The following is a 20982-nucleotide window of genomic DNA, read 5'->3' on the forward strand; positions in this document are numbered from 1 at the left end:
TTAAGACTTCATATTGGTTTCCAAACTTATTATAAATTCTTTTAAATCTACATCTCCTCTGTTTAATTTTTTATATTGAGCACTGAAGTAATTCGCATCTATTTTGTTTAGATGCCTTCCATTGGTAATACGAACAATGTCACTAATCGACAAATCTTTAATTACTAATCCATCAAAAAGATTAATTAATTTTTGAAGTTCATCGTCTCCAGCTTCGGATTGCATAATCAATGTCTGTTCAGCAAAACGAATCGGTTCCAACTTTTCAGATTTATAACCTTCAATTTTAATTTGTGGAATCACTCCAATTTCATTCGACAGCACCTCACTCATTACATCAAAAGTTCTTTTTTCAAATTCACTAGGAACAAGCAGACCATCATGAAGCGTGTAGGGGATGATTCCTTCATCAACCAAGATTCTGCATATTTTATCAATAAAGATTTCACTTTCGATGATTTGTAATGATATAGCAAACTGCTCATATCGTTCCTTTTTTATGGATTTCATGACCGAAGAGACAAATGGGTATTCTTCGGCAAACCTTTCTTTTAATCCTTTTAAATCGGTGTTCTTGGAGTATGCCAGAAGCATCCAAGTTTTTTTGGCAGTATCACGTGCATTCACGAGAGCAGTTTCAGGATTTCCATATTTTGTAATATCAAAGACACGAATCAATTCTTCGTACCATTGGCCAGAAGTTGTAGCCTCCAGATACCTGTCCAACTCGTTTAAAACTAATTCAGTAGCATTCTCTCGGTATTGACGGAGCAAAATATTAAATAAAACAGGCTGACTATTGCTGAGGTCAAGGTAGCTCATGTTTTCGTATCCAACAATAAATGGCCTTAAATCACTGGCCATGTTAGTAAGGTTGGTATCCAATCTTTTATTGGTTGGATTCCGTTTAAATCTCAATGTTTTATTATTTCGGCCGTTTTGGATATTATTAATCGAAGAAATTCTGGACGAATAACGTTTAAAGCTTTTCGTTTGTTCCTCTTCAGTTGTAGCGTCCTCTAGTTCGTTTAAATATCTTTTTTCAGCATGGGCTATTGCTTCTTCGTACTTTATCCCTAAATTCATTCTATAATGGCTTCCCATTTTTTTAATGTGCTTGGGAGCATTGTTTATTGTTACCGAATCGGCTTCATAATCTTTAGTTAGAAACTTCTTATTTGTCCTCGTGATTGGAACTTTTATTTTGTACCATTTATCATAAATCCTATTTTTTTGAATAGCATTAATCCCTTTGGTATCGGCACTTTCAAGGGATATTTGTATGTTATCACGTAAACAATAGGTATATAACACATCCTCTATCTTATCATCATTAATCTTTAATAAACTATTAATCTTTTGAACATAAGTTTCATTAGTTTGAAGATAATAATGAGTAGTTCTCCCGTCAAAATAATGGTCATGCCAAATGACATTGTTGATGATTAACCATGTGATGTAAGTATTGTAATCATTACCATATTTAATTTTTAAATACCTTGAATCCATTGGAATACAATGAAAAGGGTAATCTATTAAATTTCTATTTTGATTTGACTTTGAAAGAATATCATTTAAAACAGTTAGTCCAACTATTATTTCGGATTCCGTATTATTTTCAATTGGTTGTATTTTAGCAGACAGGAAAAGTAAGTCCACCATTTCTTTTGGTAAGCAGAAGGTTCTGTATTTTGTATACTTGGTCATAAATTGTATTCTCTCTTTATATTGTAATCCCTCTCATGTTTATTAAAGCAGGGGAGAGAACCAGAAAAAGCTACCTTTCTGGAACCCTGCTGAGGCAATTACGTCCTCATTTATAAATATAGTCTTTTATAAAAAAATGTCCAGTTTAAATTAAATATTTTTTTGGCAGTTAATAGGGTTCCCCTCCCCCTCAACCACCCCCTCCTCCCTCTGAGTAAATATTTTTTATTTTTTTTATCTGTTCAGTTATCGCCCTTAATAATTCCATTTGTGTACATAATCATATATCGTTACCTACGGAGTGGCTCGAAAAATTTTTTAAAATTTTTTTGGCTAAAAAAAACACTTTTTATGGTTCCTAATGGTACTAGTATAGCATATTAATGTTCTTTTAGGTACAATTATGCTCCTGCAAAAGCACGTATGAGTGAGCGACAAAACCATTAAAAACTGCTTATTTACAACAAATTGCTTCATTTCATGCCATTTAATCAATGGTGTTCATCAATTTTCTTGGTTTTTTTCTGGCTTTTCAGGTATAAATACCGTTTTCAAACAATTAATTTTGACTACTTTTAGCCAAAAGTTAAATTAATTAATGAACTTTTTCACCACTAAATACATTGATTAATGTATATTTTGAGTGACAAAAACCTATATCAATTCAAAACAAAAAATGAAAAACGTTAAAGAATCTGCTAATTTTATATGGTCAATTGCCGACCTTTTGCGAGGTGACTATAGACAAAGCGACTATGGTAAAGTCATTTTACCGCTAACTGTTTTAAGACGCTTAGATTGCGTTCTTGAACCAACCAAAGCAGATGTTCTACAGAAATTTGAGCAGTTCAAAACATCCAATGTTACTAATTTAGACCCTATTTTAAATAAAGCTTCTGGTTTTAAGTTTCACAATCATAGTAAATTTGATTTTAGCAAGTTGATTGCTGACCCAAATAATATTGCATCTAATCTTCGTAATTACATCAACGGATTTTCTGAAGATGCGAGAGAAATTATTGAACAATTTGAGTTTGATAATCAAATCAATAAAATGGATGACAATAATTTATTATTCATGGTGGTGAAACGTTTTCAGGAAGTAGATTTACATCCTGACCGAATCTCGAGCATGGAAATGGGTTATATGTTTGAGGAATTAATTCGAAAATTTGCTGAGATTTCTAACGAAACTGCTGGAGAGCATTTTACGCCTCGTGAAGTAATTAAATTGATGGTTAATATCTTGTTTTTAGATGATAGAGAAATCCTGACCAAAAAAGGAATTACCAAAACGATTTACGATTGTTGTGCCGGTACTGGTGGAATGTTGTCTGTTGCCGAAGAATATCTTAACGAACTTAATCCTGATGCCCGTTTAGAAGTATTTGGACAGGAATTAAATGCGGAATCGTATGCTATCTGTAAATCGGATTTATTGATTAAAGGTCAAAATCCTTCCAACATTAAAAAAGGGAATAGCATTTCTGAAGACCAGCTCTCGACAGAAAAATTCGATTATCTGATTACCAATCCTCCATTTGGTGTTAAATGGGAAAAGTTTGCCAAACCAGTCAAAAAAGAACATGATGAACTAGGGCATGGGGGGCGATTTGGCGCAGGAATACCGTCAGTTAGTGATGGTTCGTTTTTGTTTTTGATGCATCTAATGTCTAAAATGAAACGCCCAGAAGATGGCGGTTCCCGATTAGCGATTGTTTTTAATGGTTCACCATTATTTTCTGGCTCGCCAAGTAAAACTAAAAATGAAAGTAGTATTCGCCAATGGATTATTGAGAATGACTTATTAGAAGCTGTAATTGCATTGCCAAACCAATTATTTTATAATACTGGTATTTCAACCTACATTTGGGTGATTTCTAATCACAAACCAAAGGAACGAAAAGGAAAAGTACAATTGATAAATGCCGTTGATTTCTTCAAGAAAATGAGTAAATCACTAGGTAACAAGCGAAATGAAATTACCAAAAAGCAAATAGCTGACATCACCAAAATATACGGTGATTTTGAACCTAATGAGTTTTCGAAGATTTTTGATAACAAAGATTTTGGTTACGCAAAAGTTACTGTAGAACGTCCTGAACGTAATACAAAAGGCGAAGTGATAAAAGACAAAAAAGGAAATCCAAAAGCTGATTCTTCTTTACGTGATACAGAAAATATCCCGCTAAAAATGGATTTTAACGACTATATGGCAAAAGAAGTCTTACCACATGTTCCAGATGCATGGATAGACGAAAGCAAGACTAATATTGGTTACGAAGTCAATTTTACCAAATATTTTTACCAATATAAACCTTTACGTTCCCTAGAAGAAATTCGTAGAGATATTATGGCTATTGAGCAGGAAACTGATGGTTTACTTAAAACAGTATTGGAATAATGCTGGATTTTGAAAGAAATATTGAAGAAGTAGCTAATCGTTTGCCTAAATTACCTTCAAAGGCAAGAAAAAACATGTACGATATTTTAGGCGTTCAAAGAAAAGAAACGGTCAATTCGAGGATTTTGGCTTATTTTCTGGATTCCGATGAAGAACATCGATTTGGCGCATTGTTTTTTGATTGTTTGAAAGAACTTATTGAAGAAAAAAAACAGGAAAGAAATTTAGATTTGGAAAATTTTTCAGGAAACTTCAGGGTCATTACTGAAGACCAAACATTCTTATCTGAAGAGGAAAATCAAAAACAAAAAAGGATTGATATAAGCATAGAAGGAGTTAATTGGTGTATTGTTATTGAGAACAAAATAGACCATAAAGTTAATAATCCATTAGAAACGTATTGGAAACATGCTGAAGCAAAATTTACCCCAAATGTAATAGGCGTAATTTTGTCAATTCAAAGACTCCATACAAAAGATTGTATAGTAAATGATGTAATTAAATATATCAACATCACACACAAAGAACTAATAAGTAAAGTTCAGGAAAGATTAATTATTGGCACAAGAACTAACAGTACAAGTCTTTTTTATTTAAAAGAATATATTAAAAACATTGAATCTCATTATAAATCTATAATTGATGAACCGAAGATGAACGAGATAGTAAATGCAATTATTAAACAAGGAAAAAACACAAAGACAATTCTTGAAAAATTCAACAAATCTGTAGAATTTATTGACTCTCAAATTATTGAGGTTTTCGAATCTTATGGCTTTAAGAAACAAGGAATATGGTTTAGAAATATAGATTTACACCCCGATATATACTTTTGGGTGCACGATTCCAGAACCATAATTTTAGACAATAGGCTTTGGTTTTGTTTTGAAACCAGAAATCAAACGGATAAAATGCTTGACAAAACAAAATTAAAAGACTTGTACCGAGATTTTAATATTGCTGACTCTAAAATAACCTACGGTAATTCGGATAATTCAAAAAGCAGAACGCATATTGCTAAATATGCTGAGGATAATTTTTTAAAAGAAGGAGAAAATTTTAAAGAAAAATTTACTGAACTGTTAGAGATTTTTTTCATGAATTCTGAAACTGGAATTGTTTATAAAACAGTTCAACATATAAAAGACAATTTAAAGACTCTTGTTAATTTCCATCATAATGAAAAAATACAATAACTATAAAGATTCAGGAATTGAATGGATTGGTGAGATTCCTGAGGATTGGAAAATATCTCGAATAGGTTATAATTCTATTTTGACCGTTCCACAGAGAGACAAACCTAAAGAACTAACAGGAGAAGTACCATGGCTAAGAATCGAAGATTTTGAGGGGAAATATGTGTCAACTTCTAAAAGTGGACAAGGTGTCAGTCTAGAAACTATCAGTGAAATGAATTTAAAAGTTTATCCGATTGGAACTGTGTTAACAGCTTGTAGTTGCACTATGGGTAAAACTGCAATTGTCGAAAAACCATTGATAACCAATCAAACATTTATTGGAATAACACCAAATGAAAAATTACATACTGATTTTTTATATTATTTTTTGTTATCGTCAACACAATATTTGAATTCAATATCAACTGGAGCAATTCAGAGTTATTTATCTAGAGATGAATTTTCAAAAATTAGAATACCTCTACCAGATAAATTCATTCAAATTGAAATTGCCAACTACCTAGACCACAAAACCACCCAAATAGACAATCTAATTGCAAAAAAAGAACAGTTCATTACTTTATTACAAGAAGAAAGAACCGCAGTAATTAATCAAGCTGTTACTAAAGGTTTAGACCCAACAGTAAAAATGAAAGATTCAGGTATTGAGTGGCTGGGAGAAATTCCTGAGCATTGGGAAGAAGCAAGAATAAAAAATGTAGTTAAAATTATTGGAAGAATTGGATTTAGAGGTTATACAACTGAAGATTTAGTTCAAAAAGGTGAAGGAGCTATTTCTTTGAGCCCGTCTAATATAAAAAATCACATTTTAAATATTGAAGATTGTACATATCTTTCATGGGAAAAGTATCATGAATCACCCGAAATTAAAATATTTGAAAATGATATAATTTTAGTAAAAACAGGCTCTACTATAGGAAAGGTTGCGATTATTCCATCTCATACACCAGAGATGACATTAAACCCTCAGTTAGTTGTTTTTAAAGACATTAAACTAAATCAATTGTTTTTGTATTATATGATGGTATCAAATTATTTTCAAGGATATTTTAGTGTCTACACGGCTGGCGGAAGTACTCCAGCTATATCGCAAGAAAAAATAAATAATTTCAAAATCACGTTTCCAAAAATTGAAGAACAGATTAATATTTCAAATTTTATTTCAAAAAAAGAAATAGAAATCAAAAACATAATTTCCAAAACCCAACAAGAAATTGAGTTATTAAAAGAATACAAAACAGCTTTGATAAGTGAAGTTGTTACAGGTAAAGTTGATGTGAGAGATGTGGTTTTAAATTAAACTTTCATTATGGATATAAAAGAAAATCAAATATTAGAATATATCAACAATGATGGATTCGTGTCGGTTACAAAAGACTCGCCAGATGATGAGCAAGCTTTCGTTAGAAAGTTAAAAGCTTTTGGTGTTCTTGATAATCATAAAAGCATTCATCAATACAACCCTACATCTATTTTTTACAAGCATTATAATTCATTATTAGCCTGGAAAGGTAAAATTGAAGAATATCAATTTGAAGATAAATCAGCTACCTCAATTGTGAATAATTTTAACGTCAATACTATTTCGCAATTCAATCAGAATTCACATCAAATTAGTTTTGAACAGATTAACAATACTGTTTTTACTGAAGCTTTAAAACATGAATTGAGTGAAGAACAGCTTGAAATAATAAAAGAATTGGTTCAAAGCAAATCTGATAAAAAGACCATTATTCAAACAATTGGAGGTTTTGGAAAAGATATTTTATCAAATATTATTGCGAATGTTTTGACTAATCCGAGTTTGTATAGTTGATTTGATAATAGAATAATCGCTGTAATCAGTGAATGGATTACGTATAGGAACTGTATTAGAAACAAAAATCAATTAAATGAGTGATTTCAAATTTCAAATAAACTCAAGGGGATTTCTAATTAATAGAGAATCGTTCGATTTAGAATACAAACAAAGTTTTCATTTTGGAGACTCCCTTGTTGAATATACTCGCTCAATGGTTGGCATGGCTAATAACAGAGGTGGTAAAATAATTTTTGGAATTCAAGATTCACCAAGAAAACCCGTGGGATTGACAAATGATAAATTTACAAATGTTGATACTACAAAAATAAACAATGTAGTTTCTGAATATTTTTCACATGAATTCGATTGGGAAATAACTTCAATCGAATTCAACAGCATGGAATTTGGAATTATCGAAATAAAAGAATCGAATAACAAACCTATAGTATGCAAAAAAACTAAACAAAAATATGTTCGTGAAGGTGCTATTTATTACAGATACAGAGGAGAAACCAAAGAAATTTCATATCCTGAACTTGCCAACATCTTAGATAAAGAGAAGGAGAAAGAACGAAGATTATGGTTATCTCATATTCAAAAAATATCAGATATTGGCCCTCAGAATGTTCAGTTTTTAGACACTTACAAAGGAGAGATTAGCTTAGGAAATGAAAAAATTCTAATTGACAAATCCTTACTTGACCAAATAAAATTCATAAAAGAAGGAGAATTTGTAGAAAAGGATGGTGCTCCTGCATTAACTCTTGCTGGCGAAATTTCTGGAATTTTTGATAACGGTGCCGTGTTACCTAACGCTGTATCTCATCCCTATCAGTCATCTGACATTGAATCAGAATTTGGATTATCAAGATATCAAGTTATGTGTCTTATACGCAAACTTAATATTCAAAATAATCCTAAATATCATGACCCTATAAAAACAGGAAAAAACTCAACTACTCATAAATATTCAGATGCTCTGATGAACAGAGTAGAAAAGATATTAGAACGCTATCCAAGTTACATTTCCGAAGCTTGTGCAGAATATCAAAAACAATTAAAAGCAAACAGAATTAAAAAATAAGGTAGTAAAGAAAAAACAAAACTATAATTTGAATAAATTTAAGTATGAGTTTATTAATCAACATAGAAGATTTACTTTCGGGAACCATTGTCGAAGGTACTCGCATGGAATTTAAACAAGGTTGGAATCCAACCCCTATAATGCGAACTGTTTGTGCTTTTGCAAATGACTTCGAAAATGAAGGAAGTGGTTATATTATCGTTGGTGTTGAAGAAAAAGATGGCAGACCAGTTCGTCCAGTACTAGGATTTGACCCGAATTTATTTGAAACTGTCCAAAAGGAAATGATAAATTATTGTAATCAAATTCAACCTACTTATTTCCCTGTACTTTCTTTGGAGGAAATTGACGGTAAACATGTTTTGGTAATATGGGTTTCGGCAGGGACAAATCGTCCTTATAAAGTACCCGACGATGTTTTGTCTAGAACCAAAACATATCATTACCGCATACGTCAATATTCCAGCACTATAGTTCCAAGTCAAGAGCAGGAGTTAGAATTGATACAACTTACCGCAAAAATTCCTTTTGATGACAGAGTAAATCAACAGGCAAAAACCAGCGACTTAAGTTTTGCTTTGATGCGTGAACATTTAGAAAAAACCAAAAGCAGGCTTTTCGATGAGAGTGCCAGAATGAGTGTTGAAGAACTGGCACAACAAATGAACTTAAGTCAAGGTGCTAATGAACATTTATTCCCAAAAAATGTAGGCTTATTGATGTTTAGTTCAACTCCTCAAAAATACTTTAAAGGAGCAAAAATTGATTTGGTGGAATTTCCTGAAGGAGTTGATGGTAAAAACTTTAATGAGATAACATTTGAAGGCACAATTCAACAACAATTAATTGATGTGTTATCATATTTTAAATCGAATATCATAAAGGAAAAAATCATAAAATTCAGTGATAGAGAACAATCTGACAGAGTTTATAATTATCCTTACGAAGCAATAGAAGAGGCTTTATCTAATGCTGTTTATCATAGAAATTACGAATTACAAGACCCGATAGAAGTACGTATATTACCTGATGCAATTGAAATAATTAGCTACAGTGGTGCTGACCCAGCATTAAAGCAAAGAGACTTTACAAGAGGAATCGTAAGAGCCCGAAGATACAGAAACAGAAGGATTGGTGAGTTTCTAAAGGAATTAAGATTAACAGAAGGAAGAGCTACAGGTATTCCTACTATTAACAGAGCTTTACGTGAAAATGGGTCACCAAAACCAAAATTCGATACTGATGAACCAGATAGACGATATTTTATAATTGAAATACCTATACATCCTGCATTTACAATAGACTCTGACACCTTAGAAGAAAAAGCAACTCCACAAGCAATTAAAATATTAGAGTATTGTAAAGAACCTAAATCTAGAGCGGAGATATTAGATTATATTGGTATTACTAATCAGACAAAAAACTTCAATACTAATGTATTGCCTTTACTAGAACAAGACTTGATTGAATATACTATTAAAGAAAGTCCAAAAGATAGAAATCAAAAGTATATCATTACAGAGAAAGGCAACTTGTTATTATCTTCATTAAAAAAAGACAATCAATAGGAAAGATAGTTAAGAAGAAACAGAACAACGAAAAGCAAAGCATATTCGAGAAGATAAACATAAAGAAGCTAACGAAGGCAACTAAGAAAGTAACTAAGAAAGTAACTAAGAAAGATAGTTAGGAAGAAACAACAACAATAAGCAAAACATACTCGAGAAGATAACCACAAAAGAAAGTAACGAAGGTAACTAAGAAAGTAACCAAGAAGAAACAACAACAGCAACAATAAGCAAAACATACTCGAGAAGACAACCACAAAAGAAACTAACGAAGGTAACTAAGAAAGTAACTAAGAAGAAAACAACAACAACAATAAGCAAAACATACTCGAGAAGATAACCACAAAAGAAACTAACGAAGGTAACTAAGAAAGTAACTAAGGAAGTAACTAAGGAAGATAGTTAAGAAGAAACAGAACAACGAAAAGCAAGACATACTCGAGAAGGCAACTATAAAAGAAACTAACTACGAAAGTAACCAAGAAGAAACTAAGCAACGTTTAGCATAATAAAACTATGGCAAAAGGAATACATACAGAACTAACCTTTGAAAGAGCAATAGAAGAATCATTATTAGAATTTGGTGGATATACTAAAGGTCAATCTATAGATTTTGATGTCCAATCAGGTTTGTTTCCAAGCTACATAACTGATTTTTTGAAAAATTCTCAGCCGAAAGCCTGGACTAAACTGGTCAATATTCACAAAGATGATGTGGAACAAAAAGTAATTCAAAGACTAATCAAAGAAATTGATTTACGTGGCATTCTGGATGTAATTAGAAAAGGTTTTACTGATTTTGGCGTAAAGTTCCAGATGGCGTATTTCAAACCCGAAAGCTCTTTAAATCCTGAAGCTGAAGAATTATATCAATCTAATCATTTATCGGTTACCAGACAGCTATTTTATGAGCGCAATGGAAGAAATTCTATTGACATGGTTCTATCTCTAAACGGCCTGCCAATTGCAACAATCGAACTTAAGAACCAATTTTCTGGCCAATCTGTAGACAATGCAAAAAAGCAATATGTATATGACCGTGAACCAAATGAACCTATATTTTTATTCAAAAAAAGAAGTTTAGTCCATTTCGCAGTTGATGCAGATGAAGCTTTCATGACCACTAAATTAGACGGTAAGCATACTCGCTATTTACCTTTTAACCTAGGTTTTAATAATGGAGCTGGAAACCCTCCAAATAAAAATGGCTACAGAACTTCTTATTTATGGGAACATGTCTGGACTAAAGATAGCTTTATGGACATTATTGGTAAATTCTTGCATTTAAGCGTGGAAGAGTTTGAAATGAATGGTGTTAAAAAGAAAAAAGAAACAGTTATTTTCCCTCGTTTTCATCAAATGCAAGTAGTTCGCAAAGCTACTGAAGATGCAAGATTAAATGGAGCTGGAAAAAATTATTTGATTCAACATTCTGCCGGTTCTGGAAAATCCAATTCTATCGCTTGGTTAAGCTATCGTTTGTCAAGTTTACATGATAATAATGATAATAGAATTTTTGATTCAGTCATTGTAATTACAGACCGAAAAGTCTTAGATTCTCAATTACAAAACACTATATATCAGTTTGAACACAAAGAAGGTGTCGTTCATAAAATCGATAAAAACTCTCAACAATTAGCCGATGCAATTACAGCTGGCTCTAATATCATCATTACTACTTTACAGAAGTTCCCGTTTATATTAGAAAAAATTGGTGAGATTCCGTCCAGAAAATATGCTGTTATTATTGATGAAGCTCATTCATCGCAAGGAGGTGAAGCAACGAAAAAAATGAAAGAAGTCCTTTCTGCAAAATCACTAGAAGATGCAGAAAAAGACGAAGCATATTCAGGTTTGGAAGAAGATGCTGAGGATGAAATCAGAAAATCGATGTTGGCTCGTGGCAAGCAGGATAATTTAAGTTTCTTCGGTTTTACAGCGACTCCAAAACCGAAAACAGTTGAAGTATTTGGAACCAAAGGAATGAATGGAAAGCCTGAACCTTTTCATTTATACTCAATGAAGCAAGCCATAGAAGAAGGCTTCATTTTGGATGTATTAAAAAACTATACTACTTACAAAACCTACTTCAAATTATCGAAAGAAATTGAAGATGACCCGAAAGTCAACAAGAAAAAAGCTTCTCGAGCTATTGGCCGTTTTATGTCATTGCATCCGCATAATTTAGCTCAAAAAACGGAAGTTATGGTAGAGCATTTTCGTCAGGTCGCTTCAAAAAAAATTGGAGGAAAAGCCAAAGCAATGGTGGTTAGTAGTTCTAGATTACATGCCGTACGATACAAAGAGGAATTTGATAAATACATTAAAGAAAAGGGATATACTGATATTAGAACAATTGTCGCTTTTTCTGGTAAAGTCATTTATTCTAACGCACTCGAAGGGATAACCGAGGTGGAATTAAATGGTTTTGCAGAAAAAGAACTACCTAAAAAATTTGCTACCGACAGCTATCAATTACTATTAGTAGCCGATAAATATCAAACAGGTTTTGACCAACCTCTTTTACACACCATGTACGTTGATAAAAAACTCTCAGGAGTAAAAGCCGTACAAACGTTATCCAGATTAAACCGAATGTGTGCAGGAAAAGAAGATACTTTTGTATTGGATTTTGCCAATGATACAGAATCAATTTTAGAATCTTTTCAACCATATTATGAATTAACATCTATAAAAGAAAACTCAGACCCAAATCATTTATATGATTTAAAATCACAGATTGAAAATTCAAAAATCATTTGGGAGTCTGAAGTAGATAATTTCTGTAATGTATATTTTAAATCGGCAAAATCATTGTCCGTTTCAGAACAAGGAAAGTTAAATTCTTATATTGACCCAGCCATAGAAAGATTTAAAGCACTTCCGAAAGAGGCTTCGAAAGAAAATGTAATTGGTACAGAAGTAACCCAAGAGGATTTAAAAAACACACTTCAAGTATTTACTAGAACTTATTCGTTTTTAACTCAAATCATGCCATTTTCTGATGTTGATTTGGAAAAACTTTTTACTTACACTAAATTTCTTATCAAGAAATTACCTCGAACCAGTGAAAATGAAAAGTTTAAATTAGGTGATGAGGTTTCTTTGGAATATTACAGATTACAGAAAATTTCGGAGCAAAATATCGTAATGGAAGACCGTGAAGTTTATGAATTAGAGGGAGGTGGGTCTGCTGGAATACGAATGAATCATGAAGAAGAAACTGCATTGTCTGAAATCATTAACGTTCTGAATAAAAAATTTGGAACTGAATTTAGCACTGGCGACAAATTATTTTTTGACCAAATTGAAGAAGAACTAGTTATTCACGACGGCTTGAAAGAACAAGCTCAAAACAATCCAATCGAGAATTTTAAATTCGGATTTGATGATTTGTTTATGGACAAACTAATTGCACGCATGGAACAAAATCAGGACATTTTTGCGAAAATGATGGATGACAAGGAATTCGGTAGCATTGTAAAGAGTTACATGCTGAAAAAGGTTTATAACAGACTGAATCAATTAGTGTAGATTTTGAGATTCTTTAAAAAAACCTGTATTAGTTCTACTATACTTATTCATAAACAAATAAATCCATCCTGAACAACTTCTCGGATGGATTTATTATTAGATTACTGGTATTGCTTTTGTTTTAATATCTAAAAACTGTCCAAGATTTTTAAGATAAATTTCAGTTGTTGAAATCGAGGTATGTCTATTGGCTTTCATTATTTCAGCTATTGTCCAACCATTCATATATTTTTTAATATTTGAGGTATGCTTAAAGGAATAAAGGTCGTATCCTTTACCATTAAGTTCTAGTTTCTTTAGAGCTGAAATTAATTTATTATAAGGCGTATTTTCTCCAACTCGCTTCTCTCCTATTATATTTTTGCTGTCTCCCGTGAGATAATAATTAACAGGATATTGGCTCAAATTTAATTGTTCCAGAAAAGGTTTGAAACTTTCATTGATTTCAATTGTCTCTTTTTCATTATTCGTTGTTACCTTTTTTACATCAGGTAGAATTGTAATGATATTTTTACTCAGGTCAATATTTTCTAATTTGATTCCTCTTATCTCATTTGGTCTAAGGCAAGTATAATATATCATTCGACAAAAAAACGCACAATATTTATCGTTAGCATCTAAATATTCAAAGATGATTTTCAAATCTTCATCATTAAATGGTATATGCTTTTCATCGACTTGTTTCAAGCTCTTAATCTTTGCATCAAAACCCGTCATTGGATTTTCCTTAATTAATTCTTCTTTAATACAAACATTAAAGAAAGCACTAAAAATACGTTTAGCACTTTTAACACTACCTTGACTATAAGTAGAATCATCAATTTTAGATTGTACAAATTGCTGTAGTTTTTTAGTTTTAATTTCTGAAAGTAGAATATTTGGATAAAACTCACTTAAAGCATTAAGTTTACTCATATAAGTCCCAATCGTTTTAGAACGACTTTGGTGTTTAGCATGATATTCTTTAAACAGAATAATGGCTTTAGATAAAGAACATGTTTCTTTTACACGGTCTGCTATCCATTGAGTTTCATCAAGAGGGTTGTAACCATTGGCTAAATCCTGTTTGATACTTTCTAAAAGAGCCTGAGCATAAAATTCTTTTTCGGAAGCATCTTTTATTCTGTTTAAATCTCCTTTTACTCTGATTTGCTTACCTTCGTAAGTATAATTCACGTACCAAATATTTTTAGCCAGTTCTTTTAATTTTGTACTCCCTTTTGGTACTGATGTGATAGCTTTTCCAGTGTATAATTTAGGTGTTGTGTACTTACTCATGATTCTTGTTTTGTAATACAAAAATACGGTTTGTTTGGGTAAAAAAGCACTATTTTAGCACTTTAATTTTAAAAAGCAAAATAAACTCAACAAATACAAGAGGTTAAAACATTTAATGGAGTATCCGGTATTCTCCACTAAAAGAAAAGCCCTTGTATATTTTTACAAGGGCTTGTTTTTTTCTGAAATTATGCTTTCTATTTCTCATTTGCAGAATCGTCTGCATCAACATCTGATTTTTCAGTTTTTTTAAAATCGTTATTAAGCTTTTCTGTAAATTTCTTTTTTTCTTTTTGATTTCTTCTGCTTGTCAACACAACCAAAATAACTGCCAAAACGACAACAACTCCTATTATATTCCAATTAATGTCCATAGTTTTATTTTTTATTAAAAGTAAAATTTTAAACTATACACCATATTATCAAAAGGTTAAGCATTTTATTATTGAATAAAAACGCATCTTACACATTTATACATTTGCAAGATATTTCTTTAAAAATGTTTCCTATTTTTGTATATCACAAACTGTCAAAATGAATCAGACATTAAAAACTAAAATATTCTCATTTATAAAAAACCTCATCATAATTGCTGTTCTGATTTTCGTTTCTACTTTTATAGAAATCTATTGGGCAATGAACAGTCTTTCAGAAAGAATGTCAAGTGGAAATCCCGACAGCAGCTTTTTTGATGATGTTTATTTTATCTCTGTCTTTACTACTATTATCTTAACTATTTTATTTCTGTTATTTACTTTAATAAAAAAAGCATACTTAAAAATAACAATCGAATTAATATGCTTAATTTTAGTTTGGTTTTTCTGGAATTACAGCATATTTGTAGATCGTGAATCTTCATGGAGTACGTATCTTTTTAGAGAAGAAATACTGCACACTCTTTTCTTATCTTTCTTTCCAATTCTGGTTTTATCTCTTGTCATGGTATTTTCTTTACATTATATTTCAAAAAAATATGAGTCCAAATAAAAGAATAACATTACGATTTTATTTCATCCTCAGTCTGATTTTGGCGTTAGACTGTTTTTTGTATTTTTTCAGACAAATAAGTTTAAGAGGTTATTACAGTGATGTCGTTCTGTTCTGGCTATGGCTTTTTATGAGCTTCGTGATAATTGTAGTTTTTTGGAAAAAAATCATGGCCAAATTTCTTCTGGCAGGTTTAATATTGGCTTTAATCGCAAGTATTATTCCTATGATGATTCCTTTTTATGGTTTATTACTTTCAACCACACCAATGGGATTAATGAAAGATAAAAATCTCAATGAAAAATACAGGGCGCAGATTGTTGGTTACAGTGTTATGACCACGCCATGGCTTGAAGTAATCGAGAAAAAGGGAGTGATTGAAAAAAGAATCTTCAAATGCACTGATTCTCAAATCTTGGATGACAATCCCGATGTAAAAATCAGATGGGCAAAAGATATTCTTTTTAAAAGTGAAACTGATACCACGCTCACATTAACGCTTTTCTACGGAGGCCCAAATAAAACACTGGCATTCAACAAAAAAACAGGAGAAATTTTGGCTCAAAAACCAGACATAAATGAGCTTAGCAAAAAATACGGCGGTACATGGTATAGCGAAACCGATAAAACATATATCACTTTTTATTTTGAAACAGGTTTAGATTATGCAACTGTGAACAGCTGGACAGGAGATATAGACAAAAAAGAAAATATCGATGCTTATAAAGCTTTTATAAAAGACGGAAAATTAATTCTTCCGGCAGAAAACAGCGATCATCACGCTCCGTACTGCGAAATAAGTATTGAAAACAATCTGCTTATTTATAAATGTAATCAGGCTCTTAATTTTTCTGATAATTATTTAAATACAAAAAAACCTTTATCTGTTACAAAATTTAAGCACATAACAGATTAGAAAAATATTATACATAATTGCTAAGACCAATTTTTAGCATTTCAAATTAAAACAAATTAAGTACTTTCGTACAAAATTACAAACAGCTTAAAACCTTAAATTGAACAATGAAAACAAAATATTTTCTGTTATCTGCCTTTTTTTTAGTAGTATCATCTGCCTGCGGAAAAAAAGAAACCATTAAATCGGCTCCACAAAGTAAGGCGTCAGACACTATAGTTAAAAGCGACACTCTTCCAACTGACGCTCAAGGCATAAGAAAAGAGAGTATCAATTTGTTTATTCTTACTCCAAAAGACAGCAGTGACATTGCTTTTGTTTCACTTTCAGATATTTATCCCGGCGATGATCAAGATACGCTTGCTTTACCTAATATAGAAAAAATGGGAAAACATGATGCTCAGTATTTTACCTTCGAAAAAAATTACCGAAAAAGATTCTTATCTAAAATAAATGTTTTAGAAACTGATTCTGTTTTTGTGTATGATTATGCCAAAAACAAACGAGTTTCATTTGCAGTAAAAAATCTAAAAACCGCTGCAATGTTAAACGGATATTCTATCGGCGAAGACTGGCCTTATCAAAATTATGATTTTATGATTGGTTTTGAAATCAATAAAAAATACTTAAAAGGTTTTAGCGAATATTATCAGGACGCCCTGGTTTATGTTGGCAAAGAAAATCCATTTTCAAAACAACCGTTGACTCCTATTAAATGGAAAAAAATTACAGCCAAAGAATTTCCTTCAAAAGCAATAAAAAATGAAGATCAAAAAATTTTAAAAGGCACAACACCCGCCGATATCTATACTTTTAAGACCAATGATTACCATTATTTCCTGCAAAACTATAACGACAACCGTAAAATTATTTACGCAAGAAGACTTTTGGTAATTAATGCTAAAACAAACGAAATTATAATTGATAATTTATACAGTCCAAGTGAAGGTACTTCGCCAACGCCATTAAACTACAAAGAAGGTGACGATGTGATAAATCAATGGACGGGAAAACTCTTTAAAAATAAACCTCCTGTGGTTTTTGGCTTTTTATACAAATCATTTGGGTGTCCGGAAATTTCAATTATCGATAAATCGAATGAAGAAATCTATCTCCAGTGTGATAACCGCCATTAATATTTTCAAAAATAGAATTAAAAAAATCTAAAATCATGTCAGAATTAAGCTCATTATACTGCAAAGTCAAAATTACAAAACCACAATTAGAAAAATTTCTAAACAGTCCGCTCGAAGAACCTCAGCTCAATGAAAATTGGTTAAATTTTTGGGATAGCCGAAAAATGTATTCAAAATCGGTTTTGACTAAGGAATTACTTCGTACTTATAATGACAACAATAATAAAGAAGTTATAGACGGCTGGATCGATTACCCTGAAGCAATGGCTTTTTCTGATTATGATGAAACTACCGAAGAATGGCATTGGGGAATGATGTTTTTCAGCGAGAATTATGTTGAAATGATTCCGATGTTTGCATTTATGGTCAGCCTGGAAAAATATGTAACCGAAAGTCCGGATAATTTTGGAATCGTTTTTCCTTTCTTTTGGGGCGACGATGGTGTGAATGCTTATATTTATTTTGAAAACGGAAAAGCAATTTTGAGTCCGAAAGTGCAGGTTTTAAAAGATATTGATTCAAAATTTGTGCAGCAAACAACAGATTTTCTTAACAAAAAGTGGGATGAACTTTCAAAAGAAATGGATTTAGATAATTTGGATTAAAGCAATTAATGAATTTCAATTTCTGTAAATATGGATATTACGCGTTCTTTTACTGATCCTTCGTTTAAACAATATATCCTTGATAATTTTTCTGAGGATAAAACTACCATTCAAACTATAGATGTCGCAAATGTTACATCGCTGAATTTGTCTGTACAAAAACTAGAGAATCTCGGCGGTTTGGAATATTTTACTTCGTTAACCAGTTTAGATTGTTCTTATAATAAACTTAGATCGATTGATATTAGTCGCAATTTACAGTTGGAAGAATTGATTTGCAGTGAAAATGAAATCCTGTCGTTCGATTTATCCGAAAATAAAAAGCTCCGAAATCTAAATTGTGCTTTTAACCGACTTAAAAAGTTAAACCTGAAAAACAATACACTTTTAGAAAAACTGGTTTGTCATTGGAATCTATTAACTGATCTTTCTATAGAGAACAATTCTCTTTTAGAAGAATTAGATTTTGGCTATAATCACATTTTCGGGATCGAATTGGGCAGTAAACCTAATTTACAATATCTGGAATGCAGCCAGAATGGATTATTAGATCTTGATGTAAGCCAATGCCTTTCTTTAAAAACGTTGCGATGCAGTAATAATACCATCAAAACATTAGACTTACAAAAGAATAAAGAACTAGAAGATTTACGCTGTTTTTACAACCATATTAGTATTCTCAACATTAGTCAAAATACAGCGCTTCGCAGTTTGTATTGTTCCGACAATAAAATTTCGCAGTTAGACTTCTCTCATAATCCTAAATTAGAAAGAATCGATTATTCTAATAACCTGATTCGGGAAGAAGATTATGTTATTGATGGAATTGGCGCTTTTAAATATGATGTTTCTACTTCAAAATATGATTCTAATATAATTTTTGAGGGTTTGGAAATTTATATTTCTACAGAAGCCAAAACCTTTCAAAACATACAAAAGTTAAAACCTATTATCACCAAACTATATAAAAATTTTGCTCAGATCAATCAAGATGCATTGGCATTTATTCAACAGAAACATCCAGATGAAAATGTCGAAAGCTTAAAACCTTCAGATATTATTTTTGATGACGAAGAGACTTTTAGAATTGGCTACGACGCAGGCGAATCTCCTGCCGGACAATTGTTTTTGTATGTTTCATTCGATAAAAAATTTAAAATAGAGAATGAAATTATTTATGAAACTTATTGAATCGTATGAAAAGTTTTATTTTCAATTAAAAAAAAGAACTTTCTTAATTTCCTGAAGGCTGATCTTAATAGTAAAAAAATAATTCAAAGTAGAATAACTCCCCCGCTGGCGCGAGCGTCACGCTCGTGCATATCACGATTCAATGATCTCATATTCGAAAAAGAAAGTTGAAGCATTTTTATTGATTTTGATTTCGTTCACGAGCGGGACGCTCGCGCCAGCAAGGGGGGAAAAGTTTTATTTTCAATTAAAAAAAAGGAACTTTCTTAATTTCCTGAAGGCTGATCTTAATATTAAAAAAATAATTCAAAGTAGAATAACATAACTAAAATTAACGAGCCAAAACTCTTGGTTTTTTAGACCTAACATACATCAAATCTCGTTCATTATTCCAGGAAATTACAAGACTATCTTTCGTTCCTTTTTTAATAATTCCTATATGTATTTTCTTTAAAGAATAAACAAAAATGCTGTCATTACTATAACGACAATCGTAAACCTCTCCATTATTATCATTAATAAAATAATTAGAATTGATTTCTATTTTATTAAAATCGCCTTTCCCATCAGATTCCCATTTACCATAACAATCAGATTTATGTAAAGGTTCTTTTTTCTTTCCAAAAGTTAAATTAAAAATTTGTCCTCTTGAGAATTCATTTAAGTTTTTGCTTTTTCTTCTCTTAAAAAATTCTTTCTTATTATAGCTTTTTAATACATTTCCATTAACATCTAAAAATAAAATTTTAAAACTTTTAGGAAAACCAATTAATGTATCACTAAGATGCAAAGGCAATGCAATATATTTTTCCTCTTCTTTATCTAATAAAATCGAGTGTACACTATTATATTTTTGTCGTATAAACCATTCATCATTTACTTCTTGTACAATTCGAAGCGAATCAGATGGTTTATAAACTAATCTGCGTTCAGCTCCTTCTTCACTACTGATATTTTTTTTATAATGGTCTAAAAGCCTTTTAATTTGTTGCTCTTTAAACAATGTAATTTCATTTTCAGAAAATTCAAAATCAATTACAGCTATTATTTTCTTATCCGTTTGATTATTAAGATACAGATATGAAGAAAAACCATCCTCAAATGTTTCTACTTCTTCATGCCCCTGTGTGGTGGCCATAAAAGAGAAACAAGAAAGTAGAAATATAAATTTTATAAATATAGGTTGAACTTTATATATAACGATCTCTTTCTTGAATAACTGAAACGAAATAAAAACACTAACTAAAGCTATATAATCTGAAAAATCTATAACACGATAAAGTCCAAAAAAATTCACAAAAACTTCTGAATAAGGACTTTTCCAAAAAATAAAAAATAAAACTACAGCAATATGAATCTCTTTAACTCTTTTTGGAAATAATACACTCCAAAAAAACGGAAAAGCAAGAAGTCCTGCAAAATCAGATAATTTTCCGGTGATATAATTATGAAAAACAGTTTTAAATATTAGATCATTGAGAAGAAGAATTACCAAAGAAACAAGAAAAACAGGAGACGCTAATCTATTCCACTCTTTTATCATATTTGATATTTATTGATTAATAGTTACCG

The 20982-nt window shown here is 31.2% G+C and carries 16 protein-coding genes; 12 read left to right on the forward strand and 4 right to left on the reverse strand.

Annotation, left to right across the window (positions count from 1 at the left end; translation table 11 throughout):
* Nucleotides 1-1662 carry a hypothetical protein gene (locus ABD859_RS03485; RefSeq protein ID WP_345140319.1) on the reverse strand — a complete coding sequence of 554 codons (1662 nt, stop codon included), beginning with the start codon at nucleotides 1660-1662 and terminating at the stop codon, nucleotides 1-3.
* Nucleotides 1663-2383: 721 nt separating this feature from the next.
* On the opposite strand from ABD859_RS03485, the gene ABD859_RS03490 reads away from it, so the two are divergent.
* From ABD859_RS03490 to ABD859_RS03520, 7 genes are all read left to right on the forward strand, one after another.
* The gene (locus ABD859_RS03490; RefSeq protein ID WP_345140322.1) at nucleotides 2384-4111 is read left to right on the forward strand and encodes a type I restriction-modification system subunit M; all 1728 of its coding nucleotides are present in this window, start codon (nucleotides 2384-2386) and stop codon (nucleotides 4109-4111) included.
* The gene (locus tag ABD859_RS03495) at nucleotides 4111-5307 is read left to right on the forward strand and encodes a PD-(D/E)XK nuclease family protein (protein WP_345140325.1); all 1197 of its coding nucleotides are present in this window, start codon (nucleotides 4111-4113) and stop codon (nucleotides 5305-5307) included. The genes ABD859_RS03490 and ABD859_RS03495 overlap by 1 nt, the downstream gene beginning before the upstream one ends.
* Nucleotides 5291-6610 carry a restriction endonuclease subunit S gene (locus ABD859_RS03500; protein WP_345140328.1) on the forward strand — a complete coding sequence of 440 codons (1320 nt, stop codon included), beginning with the start codon at nucleotides 5291-5293 and terminating at the stop codon, nucleotides 6608-6610. Before ABD859_RS03495 ends, ABD859_RS03500 begins: the two co-directional genes overlap by 17 nt.
* A gap of 9 nt (nucleotides 6611-6619) precedes the next feature.
* The gene (locus tag ABD859_RS03505; RefSeq protein WP_345140331.1) at nucleotides 6620-7126 is read left to right on the forward strand and encodes a hypothetical protein; all 507 of its coding nucleotides are present in this window, start codon (nucleotides 6620-6622) and stop codon (nucleotides 7124-7126) included.
* 76 nt (nucleotides 7127-7202) lie between these two features.
* Nucleotides 7203-8195: an AlbA family DNA-binding domain-containing protein gene (locus ABD859_RS03510; protein WP_345140334.1), complete on the forward strand. Its 993-nt coding sequence runs from the start codon at nucleotides 7203-7205 to the stop codon at nucleotides 8193-8195.
* Nucleotides 8196-8239: 44 nt separating this feature from the next.
* Complete coding sequence (locus ABD859_RS03515) at nucleotides 8240-9763, forward strand: RNA-binding domain-containing protein (RefSeq protein ID WP_345140337.1); 1524 nt, start codon at nucleotides 8240-8242, stop codon at nucleotides 9761-9763.
* Between the two features lie 516 nt (nucleotides 9764-10279).
* Nucleotides 10280-13297: a type I restriction endonuclease subunit R gene (locus ABD859_RS03520; protein ID WP_345140340.1), complete on the forward strand. Its 3018-nt coding sequence runs from the start codon at nucleotides 10280-10282 to the stop codon at nucleotides 13295-13297.
* Between the two features lie 96 nt (nucleotides 13298-13393).
* Here the strand turns inward: ABD859_RS03520 and ABD859_RS03525 are convergent, their stop codons facing one another.
* Nucleotides 13394-14575 carry a tyrosine-type recombinase/integrase gene (locus ABD859_RS03525; RefSeq protein ID WP_345140342.1) on the reverse strand — a complete coding sequence of 394 codons (1182 nt, stop codon included), beginning with the start codon at nucleotides 14573-14575 and terminating at the stop codon, nucleotides 13394-13396.
* Between the two features lie 197 nt (nucleotides 14576-14772).
* Nucleotides 14773-14949: a hypothetical protein gene (locus ABD859_RS03530; RefSeq protein WP_345140345.1), complete on the reverse strand. Its 177-nt coding sequence runs from the start codon at nucleotides 14947-14949 to the stop codon at nucleotides 14773-14775.
* Nucleotides 14950-15109: 160 nt separating this feature from the next.
* Between ABD859_RS03530 and ABD859_RS03535 the strand changes: the two genes are divergently transcribed.
* The 5 genes from ABD859_RS03535 to ABD859_RS03555 all read left to right on the forward strand — a co-directional run bounded on the left by ABD859_RS03535 (nucleotide 15110) and on the right by ABD859_RS03555 (nucleotide 19410).
* Nucleotides 15110-15562 (forward strand): hypothetical protein, encoded by a 453-nt coding sequence (locus ABD859_RS03535; RefSeq protein ID WP_345140348.1) that lies wholly within the window; start codon nucleotides 15110-15112, stop codon nucleotides 15560-15562.
* 169 nt (nucleotides 15563-15731) lie between these two features.
* On the forward strand, nucleotides 15732-16478 hold the full coding sequence (locus tag ABD859_RS03540) for a hypothetical protein (RefSeq protein WP_345140351.1): 747 nt from the start codon (nucleotides 15732-15734) through the stop codon (nucleotides 16476-16478).
* Nucleotides 16479-16585: 107 nt separating this feature from the next.
* Nucleotides 16586-17614, forward strand: coding sequence for an oxidoreductase (locus ABD859_RS03545; protein WP_345140354.1), 1029 nt, complete (start codon nucleotides 16586-16588; stop codon nucleotides 17612-17614).
* 35 nt (nucleotides 17615-17649) lie between these two features.
* Nucleotides 17650-18219 (forward strand): hypothetical protein, encoded by a 570-nt coding sequence (locus tag ABD859_RS03550; RefSeq protein ID WP_345140355.1) that lies wholly within the window; start codon nucleotides 17650-17652, stop codon nucleotides 18217-18219.
* Between the two features lie 30 nt (nucleotides 18220-18249).
* Entirely contained in the window at nucleotides 18250-19410 is a 1161-nt protein-coding gene (locus ABD859_RS03555; RefSeq protein WP_345140357.1) for a leucine-rich repeat domain-containing protein, read from the forward strand.
* A gap of 331 nt (nucleotides 19411-19741) precedes the next feature.
* On the opposite strand, the gene ABD859_RS03560 is transcribed toward ABD859_RS03555, so the two are convergent.
* Nucleotides 19742-20953 (reverse strand): hypothetical protein, encoded by a 1212-nt coding sequence (locus tag ABD859_RS03560; protein WP_345140359.1) that lies wholly within the window; start codon nucleotides 20951-20953, stop codon nucleotides 19742-19744.
* Between the last annotated feature and the right edge of the window lie 29 nt (nucleotides 20954-20982).

The sequence above is a fragment of the Flavobacterium ginsengiterrae genome (genome assembly GCF_039539785.1).
Classification (GTDB): Bacteria; Bacteroidota; Bacteroidia; order Flavobacteriales; family Flavobacteriaceae; genus Flavobacterium; species Flavobacterium ginsengiterrae.